We start from the raw sequence: 11,675 nt of genomic DNA, 5'->3' as shown, positions 1-11,675 counted from the left end.
TCCTGATGATGATTGACACTATCTTGTCATGCCACTTCAAGTCAGAGCCGGTCACTTTTATATACTCTCCTGCTTTAACGCGTCGATAATGTTTTCCTTTTTTACTTTCGCGCTGGAATATAGCATGGCAGAACCGACAATGACAAATACGGCGGCAATGACAGATAGAATACTCATCCAGGGGAGGACGAATCCGTAGCTAAATTTGTTTGCAAAGGCCATATAGATCATATACATCACGACGAAGCTGATAGGAAGCCCGAACAGCAGCGACTTGGCTCCATAAAAAACACTCTCGTAGTTCATCATTTTCGCAAAGCCTTTTGGCGTCATTCCAACGGATTTCAGCATCGCAAATTCCCGCTTTCGAAGCGAGATGCTCGTTGCGATCGTATTAAAAATATTCGCAATACATATCACTGAGATTAATACGATAAAGCCATAAGAAAAGACGGACATCAATAGTATCATCTGTTCTTCCTGTTTTCTGGATTGATACAAATTGTACACATGCAGATTAGGCTCTTTCATTTCTTCGATTTCCTGCTGCGTTTTCAGCGGGTCCGCACTTTTCAGATAGAGAAAGGTTTGAACGAACTCTCTACTCTTATCGTCTGCCAGTTGATTCAGGACTCGTTCCGAGACGACGATATTTAACCCGCCTGTTCCGATTGAGTTCATCCCCATCGGAGATTGATCCGTCAACGCCGCAATGTACACTTTACTTACATCCGTCTCTTGTTCCGTTTCCTCATGGATCGTTGTCAAATCGAGACTTTGCCCGACATTCGCATGAATAGCCTTCGTTTGGACGTATTTTCCCGTATCCATATCTTTATAATCGATGGTATCGATCACAATTGCGGCGGGACGATCCGGATCCGTCAGTAACTCGAAATCTGCGCCGACTGCTTTGGCATAGGCTTGCAGGTTCGAATCGTTTAGTGCATTGATTTTAATATCGTAAGGATATTTTCCGTCCTTCAGGATGCTCTTATCCTGCTTGACCGCCTCCTGCAATTCATCGGCGATGGACGCTTCTTCGATCCAAGCGTTCCTATACAATTCATGAATCACGCTGTATTCCGATACATCCGAAAGGGATGCAATGGACTGAACCAACCGATCGTCTATTCTTTTTTCATTGCCGTAAGATAGTTCTATATCATAGTTGACGCCTTCCTGCGACATGGCCAAGGATTGTTTCAGATTACCGGTAAAAAATGATACCGTTAAAAACAGAACGATGCTGATCACGAGCGAAAATACGGTGGCATGGTATCTCCGCTTGTTCCTTTTTAAGTTTTTCAATCCGATCTCCGCTTCGATTCCGAAGAGCTTTCGAATCCATTTTGACGTTTCCACGCTTTTGCCCGTAAGCTTCACATCGGTTGTTTGACGAATCGCATCCATGGCGGAAATCCGGGATGCTTTGACGGCCGGGAGATACGTCGAAATGAAAATCGTCAACATGGAAACAGCGCAGGCAATCAAAAGCGATAACGGCGTGACGATTACCGTTAGCCTTTCAGTGATTCCTAAAGCCCCTTGAATGATAACGTTTATGAACTGAAAGGTAATGCCGATCCCGGCAAGACCGCATAGGATCCCAACGGGAATGCTGATCAAGCCAATAATGACCCCCTCAAAAAACACCGAATTTCTCTTCTGCCTTTTCGTAGCCCCCACGCTTGCAAGCATCCCTAAATGGCGAGAACGTTCCGAGACGGAAATCGCAAAAGCATTATAGATGAGCGAAACCGAGCCGATCATAATGACCGCCATCAGGATCACCGATAAGGAGAACATCGTGCTGTACGAGGCTTCGCTTTTGGAGACGCCATAATAATGCAGCAAATCGTGATGATATTGGACCGTTTCGATATGGTTGCTCTCTGCCAAGTTTTCCGCATGAGCGAACAAAGACTGATTGACTTTTTGCAATACTACCGCCGCATGGACTCGATCGTTTGCCCCGATGAGGTTTTCATCGACATAGCTAATGGTCGTATACCCCGGGGCCCACGCCGGTTCCCATACGGGAGGCTTGATGAAGCCTACGACCGTGTAATCCCTTGTCTTTATATGTTGCAGCGTTTCGTTCTTTTCGTTATCTCTCATACGCAGGGATTCCGTTTGACCCAGCGGTTGATCGTTCCCTACCTCGAATCGTTCGCCAACGCGGAGAGTGAGACGATCCCCGATTTCATATTTCACCTTGGCGTTTGTCGCAGCGGCTTCAGAAATCACAACTTCCTTGTCGGTTTGCGGCAGACGCCCCTTGCTCAATTCAATCGGAAATTGCGCTAAACCTTGTGCATCATACGCCTTGATGAACCAATATGGCTTATTGGGATTTTGTCCCCCTTCTAATGGGGCATAGCCAAGATCGTTTGTGATCGCAAGGGTCTTGGTTGCGTCATCGTTTTTTATCGCTGCAAGCTGTTTCTTGTTTACATCTTGATATAGGACATGCCATTCCCCTTCATCTGCGATGGTTTGCCTTTTCATTAAATCCAAGTAAGAAAAACCAAGCGTTGCAACAGCCGTCACCATGGCAACTGACATGATGACACCTATGATGGTTACAAGCGTTCGTCTCTTGTTTTGCCTCAAATGTCTGACGGTGAGTTTATTGACAATATTCAAGGGCGAATCACCTCGTCTTTGGCAATCCTTCCGTCTTCAATCGAAATGACTCTGTCAGCTTGCAAAGCGATTCGTTCGTCATGCGTGATCACGATCAATGTCTGGTGATAGGTTTTATTCAACATTTGCAATAAGTCGATGATCTCGCTGCTATTCTTGCTGTCCAGATTCCCGGTCGGCTCGTCCGCCAGCATAATGGCAGGATTACTGATGAGGGCTCTGCCGATCGACACCCTTTGCTGCTGTCCGCCTGATAATTGATTAGGCAGATGGTTTAAGCGACGCTGCAGATTCAAAGTCTTCACGAGACCATCCAACTGCTTCTTGTCTACCTTTTGGTTATCAAGCAGGAGCGGGAGCGTAATATTCTCTTCCACCGTCAAGACGGGAATCAGATTGAAAAACTGGTAGATCAGTCCGATTTGTCTGCGCCTGAAGATAGCCAGCTGCGTTTCGTCCAAGTTATACATATCCGTATCCTCTACGAGGACCTTGCCGCTCGTCGGCAAATCCACACCGCCCAGCATGTGCAGAAGCGTGGATTTCCCCGATCCGGACGGGCCAATGATCGCAACAAATTCACCTTTTCGAACCGAAAAGGAAACATCGTCAAGCGCCTTTACCGCCGATTCGCCTTTACCGTATATTTTAGACAGATGATCTATCTTTAAAATTTCCATTGCCATATCTCCCTCCCTTCATGCTCAATTCCAGCTATATACCATCTCTTTATATCCAACATCCCACAGGGTTACATTTCCCTCAATGGTTATCGTAAGCTCATTGGCCTGTGGGAGAAAAATGGAGGTCATATCCGGCTCATGGCGTCCGGCTTCTACAGATACAGTCAGGTACTCATGTCCATCGGCGGTAACCCTAATGCTGCCTTGGGAATCCTCCTGATCGGGAATTCCATAATTCAAAAAGAGGTACACCTCCTTCTTATTGCCTAACGTGTACCTGTACGTTTCCTTGTTTTTGCCTTCAATGCTGTACATATTATATTGGGGTTCCACGTTTTGACCGCCTATCTTAAGACGGTTCGGTTTCGTTCCCGTTGATGGATTGCCGTTACTATCCTTCCATTCGTTTATCGCCACAAAGGGGCCCATCTCTTTGGTGAACACTTGATCAACCACCCCGAAGATCCCCCACACCCCGAGCATCATAACAACGCTGGAAATACCCGCAGCAACAATATTTCTCCAGATGTTTTTCGCGCGAAAGGCAAGTTTGTACGTCCCGAAGCCGATGGCTGCGCCCGTTGAGTTCTGTATGACGTCGTTCATGTCGAAGCTGCCGAGGAAAGTTAGTGCCTGAATCGTCTCCAGCACGAGAATGGACAGGATGAACAGAATCATGAAGCGAACAAAGCTAGTCCGATATAACAACGGAATCAATATGCCAAAAGGAATGAAAGCAGCGATGTTCCCGAAACCCACAAAATCCATCAGCGTAGGATGTAGAAGATCTGATAGACTTGGCACCCTAAAAAAACTGTCAGGTAAAAACATAAAGGTGTACTCTGAGATTTGATCTACCTTACCCACTCTGCCGAAAGCGAAAAACAAAAAATAAAGAATAAACAGGGTGTAGAAAAACGTGATAGCTAAAATAATCTTGCGTTGTTGCTTCAAATGCATGGTCCGTACCTCCATCGTTCATCTGTTGAATATCATTTTATCTGTCTAAAATGACTTTTCAGTGACGATGAAGGTGACAATTTAGTCACTTACGATTAAATCACTTGTTTATAGAACTTCATTCGAAACTGCGTACCCTTGTCGCTGCTTGTCACATCGATCACTCCGTTCTGACTTGCAATAATGCTGTAAGCCATCGCAAGACCAATACCGATGCTCCCCTCGCTCGCATTTTTCCCTTTATAAAAACGTTTGAAAATATAAGGCAAATCTTCTTTTGGGATTCCTTTTCCGTTATCGGCTATGATAATTTCCGTAAATAGCGCATTTTCGGAAAAAGAAATGGCTATGAGTCCGCCTTCATGCGTGTGCTCGACGCCATTTTTCAAAATATTGATAATCGCTTCGGCCGTCCATTTGAAATCACCGACAAAAGAGACGCTGTCATCGCCCTTGATGGAAACCGTTTGGTCCTTGATTTCCATCGGAATCAACACCGGTTCTAATGCCTTTTGTATCAGCTTATGAACGAATACTTGATCTCTTTTGAACTGGATGGTCTTTTCCTCGATTTTCGATAGCTTTAACAAGGAAGAAACAAGCCAATCGATTCGTTCAAGCTGAATACGGATATTGCGGGTGAACTCCGTTCTTTTCGCAGGTGGTAGATCGGGTTTGCTTAATAAATCCGCCATGACCGTCATGGAGGTAAGCGGTGTTTTAAGCTGATGCGAGATATCGGAAATGGCATCCGTTAGCCCCGTTTTGTCTCGCTGCAGAAGCGAACGCTGCTCTGATAGCATGAGCGTCACTTTATAAATATCATTTTTTAATATGCTAAGCTCGCCTTCTTGATTATCGCGAGCGTCAAGTGAATAATTGCCGCTGTTAATTTCACGCAAATAGACGGACAGCTTTTCAAGTTCGCGGTATCTCCATCTCGTGAATAACAGACTGCTTCCAACAAGTAAAAAAGACATGATGAAAACGAGCGTCGCAGCAGCAGACGAAATGAAAGCAGCGGCAACGACCCCCGTTAAACTGATTGAACCCATGATGAACAATAAAATTCGAATCTCTCGATTACGCAGCATCTAATCACCGACCTTATATCCTAAACCGCGTACCGTTTTGATCATCGTAGGATGCTGCGGATCATCCTCCAGCTTTTCCCTTAGCCTTTTGATATATACCGTTAGCGTATTGTCGTTCACGAAGTCGCCTGCCACGTCCCAAATCTGCTCCAAAAGCTGATTTCTTGAGAGAACTTGTCCAATATGGTTGCCAAAAATCAATAATAAGCGATACTCCAAAGCGGTCAATGAAATTTCGGCGCCGTTTTTATACACTTTTCCTTCCAGCGTATTCATGCGAACCTGGTCCATGTTAATGATCCCTTGGGTCTGAGACGACTTATGGTATCTCCGCAAGACCGACTTGATCCGCGAGAGAAGCTCGCGAATACGAAAAGGCTTTGTAATATAATCATCGGCTCCCATGTCAAGCCCCATCACGACATTGACCTCATCGTCGATCGCCGTTAAAAAGATGACCGGAATATCTCGTCGTTCTTTCACCATTTGGCACAATTCATAACCGCTTCCATCCGGAAGCGATAAATCAAATAAGCATAGAGCGAATTGATCTATATCTTCAGTGAGCACTTTTTTTGCAGAAACGATATCATAGCAAAGAACGGTAGAAAAGCGATCTTGCTGCAGCGAATATTCCAGCCCGGACGCGATCGTTTTATCATCTTCCACTAATAATATTTTCATTTGCAGATCATCTTTATGAACAACCATGAAGAAATAAGCCTCCTACATTCAAATGTCCGCTAGTTCAAGCTTAGCGGTCGTCAGGAATTTCAAAACACACTCTTGATGTTATTCCCGATACAAGATGTGGCTCACCCAACATTAACACGTTAGCAGGAATCCATGCAAAAAGCGATGGAATCAACACCAGCCATATCATGAACCGACCTCGGCAGGTGACTGACCAGAAAGAAATTAACGTATAAAAAAACGCTAAGCCTGTCAAGATTGAAGGCTTAGCGTTATATTCGTTAACATGTTTCCCGTCTCAACGCAAGATGCTTACCCAAGAACCAAACGATCATCCGACAGCTTATGGCCGCTAATCTGCTCAAATTCCCCGAGCAGCTGCTCCACCGTCAGCGATTTCTTGCGCTCTTCGTTCACATCCAGAATGATACGTCCTTTGTCCATCATAATGAGGCGATTGCCAAGACGGATGGCTTGCTCCATGTTATGCGTGACCATGAGCGTGGTCAGCTTCATGTCCCGCACGATGTCATCGGTAATCCGGGTAATCAGCTCCGCACGCGCCGGATCGAGCGCTGCCGTATGTTCATCCAGCAGCAGAATTTGAGGCTGCGTGAAGGTCGCCATCAGCAAACTCAGTGCTTGACGCTCCCCTCCGGACAGCATCCCCACTTTGGCCCGGAGGCGATCCTCAAGACCAATGCCGAGACGCGCTAAATGCTTGCGGAAACCCGCCCGCTTGGAGGCTGTAACGCCAATGCTGAGCCCACGGGACTGACCGCGGCGATGAGCCATCGCCAGATTCTCTTCAATGGTCATATGCGGCGCAGTGCCCGCCATCGGATCCTGAAATACCCGGCCGATCCAGCGGCTGCGACGGAATTCCGGCAGATGACTGATCGAAGTGCCGTCAATGCGCACTTCACCCGCATCCGGCTTCATTACCCCGGAAATAATATTCATCAGCGTGGATTTGCCTGCACCATTACTTCCGATAACCGTTACGAAATCCCCCGGCTTCAAGTGAAGATTAACATCCATCAAGGCAATCTTCTCGTCCACCGTTCCCGGATTAAACAGCTTGGACACATGGTTCATTTGAAGCATCAGAGCGCACCTCCTTTGGTCTTCCCTTGCGTAGCTAACAATTCGGTTGAGCGCCTCCGTGCCTGTGAACGCTGCTTCATCGCCCGATTGATGGTCGGAACCACGAGAGCGATAATGACGATGATCGCGGTGATCAGTTTTAAATCCGAAGCTTCCAGCCATGGAATCTCGTACGCAGCGGCAACAACAATCCGATAGATAATCGAACCGCAAACTACAGCCAGCGTTGTCCTGAATACCGAACCGGTCCCAAGCACGGCTTCGCCAATAATTACGGATGCTAAACCAATAACAATCATCCCGATACCGGAGCTAATGTCGGCAAAACTGGATTGCTGGGCAACAACTGCGCCAGATAAGGCGACTAGACCGTTTGAAATGCTGAGCCCCAGAATGGTTGTGGTGTCCGTGTTCGCACCAAAGCTGCGGATCATCCGCTTGTTGTCCCCTGTCGCGCGCAGTGCAAGACCAAGATCCGTGCGGAAGAATGCATCGAGCAGCAGCTTGCCGATGATCACAATCACTAACATAATATAGATCGGATCAATCGATCCGAAGATATTCGCTTCCTGGCTCAACGAAATATTCGGCTTACCCATAATCCTCATATTAATCGAATATAGGGCAATCATCATAATAATGCCTGACAGCAAACCGTTGATCTTACCTTTGGTATGCAGCAGGCCTGTACAGATACCGGCTAACATACCTCCGGCAAACGCAGCCAGCGTAGCAAGCCATGGATTCACACCGTTGGTAATCAGAATCGCTGCAATCGCTGCGCCTGTCGTAAAACTTCCATCCACTGTTAAATCCGGAAAATCCAAAATTCGGAACGTGATATATACGCCGAGTGCCATCAGCGCATACAGCAGCCCCAATTCAATCGGGCCATCCAGCCTCATCACGAAATCCAGCATGTCATTGACCTCCTTAAGGATTAAGAAGTAAGGCGCGGGCTGTTATCTCCGCGCCTTACAGTTACTCGATGATGTTGTTGTCCGGGTCTTTGACTTCCTGTTTCATGGCGTCGGTCACTTCAATACCATATTCAGCCGCAACCTTCGTGTTCAAGATCAGATCCAGCTTATCCGGCTTCGTCACTTCCATGTCCGCCGGATTCTTGCCGTTTTTCAGGATCTCTACAGCCATCTGTCCAACCTGATAGCCGTGGTCGTAATACTTGAATCCGACGGTTGCAAAAGCCCCCTTCTCCACCGTATCGCGGTCACTGGAGAAGAACGGAATTTTATTCTTTTGTGCCGTTTGGATAATCGCGTCAACGCCGCTGACCACAACGTTATCCAACGTGATATAGTACGCATCTACCTTCCCGACTAACGACTCTGCCGCCTGTTTCACTTCCGAAGTGTTTGTAACAGCCGCCTTAACCAGCTCGATGCCATGCTCGGCAAGCGCCTCTTCAGCCGTCTTTGCCATAACTACTGCATTGGCTTCCCCTTCATTAATAACAAGACCGATTTTCTTCACGTCCGGGAAGTTCGTGCTGATGAAATCCATCAGCTGTTTAGCTGCCTCCGGATTCGTATCCGATGCCCCGGTGACGTTGCCACCTGGCTTCTGCAAGTCGCTCACCAGCTTCGCGTCTATCGGATCGGTCACCGCTGCGAACAGCACCGGCTTCTCCTTCACGTTCTCAGCCACTGCCTGCGCAGACGGGGTTGCGATAGCGACCACCAGATCCGACTTCGTATCCTTCAGCTTCTGGCCAATCGACAGGTTGTTCGCTGGATCACCTTGCGCATTGTTGTAATCGATTTTCAGCGTATTGTCTTCCTCGGAAATTCCGGCTTCCTTTAAAGCTGCCAGAATGCCTTCCCGCGTTGCATCCAAGGATGGATGCTCTACGATCTGCGAAATAGCGATGCTATAGGATTTCTTCTCCGCTTCTCCGCCGCTTCCCGTTTGACTCGTACCGCCGCCTTCCGGCTTGTCCCCGCATCCTACAGCCGTAACCAGCATTGCGGAGAGTGTAAGTGATAACCACATTTTTCTCTTCATCATGATTCCCCTCTCATTTGTTAACCGCTTCAATAATTTTCTACATAAAGCGACAACGCTTCCCCGCTTTCATAGACGAAAGCATTAAAGTCAAAAAATAAGTCGTTCCTATTGAACAACGGTCTATTATGAACATTTTATATGTACCCAATTGTTTTCGTCAATCAAGATTTTATAAAGCATGTAATGGTTTACATAAAGAACATCCCCGGACGTTACACGCTTCCGGGGATGTCAGCTAAACGAAATATGATATATATAGTAGAAAAAATCCGGAGCGTCTACAAAATGGACCGGCCCTGCATCGTCGCTAGCCACGCTTCAGCCATGAGCGCATGACCTGCCGGGGAAGGATGAACACCGTCAGATGCCCAATAACTCATCTCTATCTTGGAGCTGGCTGCAGCAAAAATGCCGTCGAGCGGAACGTACAGCGTCTCAAATTCTCGCGATAATTCGCGAACGGCCTGAATTTTGGGATCCAGATCCTCCCGCCATTCCTTCTTCGCTTCCGTAACAGGCAGCAAGAACGGCTCCATGAGAATAAAATTCGCGCCGGTTAACTCGCGGGTTTGGATAAGCAGCTCACGATACCCTTCATAGTAGGCTTCCACGGACGTTGCTTCACCACGGTTATACTTCCTGCCGGTCTCATTAATACCGACCAGAATGGATACCCATGTCGGATCCAGGTCAATGCAATCTTCCTCCCAGCGCCCCCGTAAATCGACAACCCGGTTACCGCTGATTCCGCGGTTTACAAAACGCAGCCTTTTCAAAGGCAGCTCCATACCAAGCCGGGCAGCAGCCATCAGCGCATATCCATGCCCCAAACTGTCCGACTCCTCGTAATTTCGCCCGCAATCGGTAATACTGTCGCCTTGAAACAATACGAGTGCATTTTGCTCGATATGTACCATGCTGTTCAACGCCTCCAATAATTGAAAGTGTTCTCAAGCTCACCCCTTCATCATAACCGCTTTCCTGCAATCGTGAAACCCCTTAAATTCACATATCATGGCAAACTTTCTATACATTTAAGTTGACTATGTGGAGTGAATTCACTACAATTCTATAGGTACACGTATGGCTGAATATATAAAAGAACAGGTGATTAAATCATGTCAGAGCAACAGAACTATCAGATCCTTCTCTATTATAAATTTGTTCAAATCCCGGACCCTGAAGCGTTCAAAGACGAGCATCTGCAATACTGCAAAGATCTTGGGCTCAAAGGACGTATCCTGGTTGCCTCCGAAGGCATCAATGGTACGGTATCCGGAACGATTGAACAAACTGAGCAATATATGCAGGATATGCACGCCAACCCGCTATTTGCGGACATGGTGTTTAAGATTGACCCATCCGAAGGGCACGCATTCAAGAAGATGTTTGTCCGTCACCGCGAAGAACTCGTTACCTTCCGGGTGGAGGATGAGCTGGACCCTAATGAAATCAGCGGAACCCGTTTGTCGCCTCAAGAATTCTATGAATACTTGCAGCGTGATGATGTGATCGTCATCGACGGTCGGAATGACTACGAATACGATATCGGCCACTTCCGCAATGCGATACGTCCAGAGGTTCAATCCTTCCGTGAGTTTCCGGAGTGGATTCGCGAGAACCTGAGCGAGCACAAGGATAAAACCATCCTGACTTACTGCACAGGGGGCATTCGCTGCGAGAAGCTGACCGGTTTCATGCTGAAGGAAGGCTTCAAAGACGTTGCCCAGCTTGAGGGCGGCATTGTCACCTACGGTAAAGACCCTGAAGTACAAGGCCGTCTGTTCGACGGGAAATGTTATGTATTTGATGAGCGTATTGCCGTACCGATCAATCAAACAGACGAGGATATCATCGTTGGTAAATGCCACCATTGCGGAAAGCCGGAAGACCGGTATATCAACTGCGATAATGACGCTTGCCATCTGCAGCATGTATGCTGCGAAGAGTGCGAGGAGCTTCATCATGGCTGCTGCTCTGCAGAGTGTGAAGAGATTGTTGCTGCAAGCCACAATGCTTCCTGAGCCAAACCCAGCCATAAATAGTTATCCCAAACGAAAGGGCAAGGTGCGATTCACTCGCACCTTGCCCTTTTACTATACGATCTCGTCTGCATTCAGACGTATTAAATATCATGGAAAACAGCCAATTCAGCTTCGATAGCAGCTTTGATCTTCTCGACGCATTCTTCCGTCGTTGCCGCGAATACACGTTTACCATTCACCAGTGCATATGGCCGCAGCTTGCACAGACCGCAAAGATTCATGCAATCCGCCCGCAGGACAGCGATTTCGGGATACAATTCCTCAAGATGCTCAAGCTCCAAAGCACTCATCAAGTTGCTGTCGCATATTTCCACAACGACAATCCCCATCCCCATCTTCATCACCACTATTCAATTTGACAATACGTTCATTCATTATGAGGAAAACGCCCGGTTTTGTCAAATCGGTCTTTGTTGAAG

Annotated in this window: 11 protein-coding genes; 1 reads left to right on the top strand and 10 read right to left on the bottom strand. The window is 47.2% G+C overall.

Going from position 1 to position 11,675, the window contains the following annotated elements:
• Nucleotides 1-57 precede the first annotated feature (57 nt).
• The 9 genes from ACETK5_RS07610 to ACETK5_RS07570 form a co-directional block, all read right to left on the bottom strand.
• Nucleotides 58-2,649 (bottom strand): ABC transporter permease, encoded by a 2,592-nt coding sequence (locus ACETK5_RS07610; protein ID WP_394054898.1) that lies wholly within the window; start codon nt 2,647-2,649, stop codon nt 58-60.
• Nucleotides 2,646-3,329 carry an ABC transporter ATP-binding protein gene (locus ACETK5_RS07605; protein ID WP_100537941.1) on the bottom strand — a complete coding sequence of 228 codons (684 nt, stop codon included), beginning with the start codon at nt 3,327-3,329 and terminating at the stop codon, nt 2,646-2,648. Before ACETK5_RS07605 ends, ACETK5_RS07610 begins: the two co-directional genes overlap by 4 nt.
• Before the next feature lie 24 nt (nt 3,330-3,353).
• A complete protein-coding gene (locus ACETK5_RS07600; RefSeq protein ID WP_394054896.1) occupies nt 3,354-4,292 on the bottom strand; it encodes a VanZ family protein in 939 nt (312 codons plus the stop codon).
• 95 nt (nt 4,293-4,387) lie between these two features.
• A complete protein-coding gene (locus ACETK5_RS07595) occupies nt 4,388-5,386 on the bottom strand; it encodes a sensor histidine kinase (RefSeq protein ID WP_326113069.1) in 999 nt (332 codons plus the stop codon).
• Nucleotides 5,387-6,070: a response regulator transcription factor gene (locus ACETK5_RS07590; RefSeq protein WP_394057352.1), complete on the bottom strand. Its 684-nt coding sequence runs from the start codon at nt 6,068-6,070 to the stop codon at nt 5,387-5,389.
• A gap of 321 nt (nt 6,071-6,391) precedes the next feature.
• A complete protein-coding gene (locus ACETK5_RS07585; RefSeq protein WP_100537944.1) occupies nt 6,392-7,186 on the bottom strand; it encodes an ABC transporter ATP-binding protein in 795 nt (264 codons plus the stop codon).
• Nucleotides 7,186-8,106 (bottom strand): ABC transporter permease, encoded by a 921-nt coding sequence (locus ACETK5_RS07580; RefSeq protein WP_096774428.1) that lies wholly within the window; start codon nt 8,104-8,106, stop codon nt 7,186-7,188. The genes ACETK5_RS07585 and ACETK5_RS07580 overlap by 1 nt, the downstream gene beginning before the upstream one ends.
• A gap of 61 nt (nt 8,107-8,167) precedes the next feature.
• Nucleotides 8,168-9,208: an ABC transporter substrate-binding protein gene (locus ACETK5_RS07575; RefSeq protein ID WP_394054893.1), complete on the bottom strand. Its 1,041-nt coding sequence runs from the start codon at nt 9,206-9,208 to the stop codon at nt 8,168-8,170.
• A gap of 281 nt (nt 9,209-9,489) precedes the next feature.
• Entirely contained in the window at nt 9,490-10,128 is a 639-nt protein-coding gene (locus ACETK5_RS07570; protein ID WP_076322084.1) for an SGNH/GDSL hydrolase family protein, read from the bottom strand.
• A gap of 201 nt (nt 10,129-10,329) precedes the next feature.
• Between ACETK5_RS07570 and trhO the strand changes: the two genes are divergently transcribed.
• The gene (gene trhO, locus ACETK5_RS07565) at nt 10,330-11,235 is read left to right on the top strand and encodes an oxygen-dependent tRNA uridine(34) hydroxylase TrhO (RefSeq protein ID WP_100537947.1); all 906 of its coding nucleotides are present in this window, start codon (nt 10,330-10,332) and stop codon (nt 11,233-11,235) included.
• A gap of 101 nt (nt 11,236-11,336) precedes the next feature.
• On the opposite strand, the gene ACETK5_RS07560 is transcribed toward trhO, so the two are convergent.
• Complete coding sequence (locus ACETK5_RS07560; protein WP_015736210.1) at nt 11,337-11,585, bottom strand: YuzB family protein; 249 nt, start codon at nt 11,583-11,585, stop codon at nt 11,337-11,339.
• Nucleotides 11,586-11,675: the final 90 nt, after the last annotated feature.

Origin of the sequence: Paenibacillus ilasis, assembly GCF_043195395.1 — a bacterium.
Lineage (GTDB): Bacteria > Bacillota > Bacilli > Paenibacillales > Paenibacillaceae > Paenibacillus_AQ > Paenibacillus_AQ lautus.
This window is presented reverse-complemented; position numbering and strand designations above follow the sequence as displayed.

Bases quoted from the DNA above. Each gene is read 5' to 3' on its own strand.
- ACETK5_RS07575 (WP_394054893.1), bottom strand. From the start codon at position 9,208: ATGAAGAGAAAAATGTGGTTATCACTTACACTCTCCGCAATGCTGGTT.
- ACETK5_RS07585 (WP_100537944.1), bottom strand. From the start codon at position 7,186: ATGCTTCAAATGAACCATGTGTCCAAGCTGTTTAATCCGGGAACGGTG.
- ACETK5_RS07600 (WP_394054896.1), bottom strand. From the start codon at position 4,292: ATGCATTTGAAGCAACAACGCAAGATTATTTTAGCTATCACGTTTTTC.
- ACETK5_RS07570 (WP_076322084.1), bottom strand. From the start codon at position 10,128: ATGGTACATATCGAGCAAAATGCACTCGTATTGTTTCAAGGCGACAGT.
- ACETK5_RS07605 (WP_100537941.1), bottom strand. From the start codon at position 3,329: ATGGAAATTTTAAAGATAGATCATCTGTCTAAAATATACGGTAAAGGC.
- ACETK5_RS07580 (WP_096774428.1), bottom strand. From the start codon at position 8,106: ATGCTGGATTTCGTGATGAGGCTGGATGGCCCGATTGAATTGGGGCTG.
- ACETK5_RS07590 (WP_394057352.1), bottom strand. From the start codon at position 6,070: ATGAAAATATTATTAGTGGAAGATGATAAAACGATCGCGTCCGGGCTG.
- ACETK5_RS07560 (WP_015736210.1), bottom strand. From the start codon at position 11,585: ATGGGGATTGTCGTTGTGGAAATATGCGACAGCAACTTGATGAGTGCT.
- trhO (WP_100537947.1), top strand. From the start codon at position 10,330: ATGTCAGAGCAACAGAACTATCAGATCCTTCTCTATTATAAATTTGTT.
- ACETK5_RS07595 (WP_326113069.1), bottom strand. From the start codon at position 5,386: ATGCTGCGTAATCGAGAGATTCGAATTTTATTGTTCATCATGGGTTCA.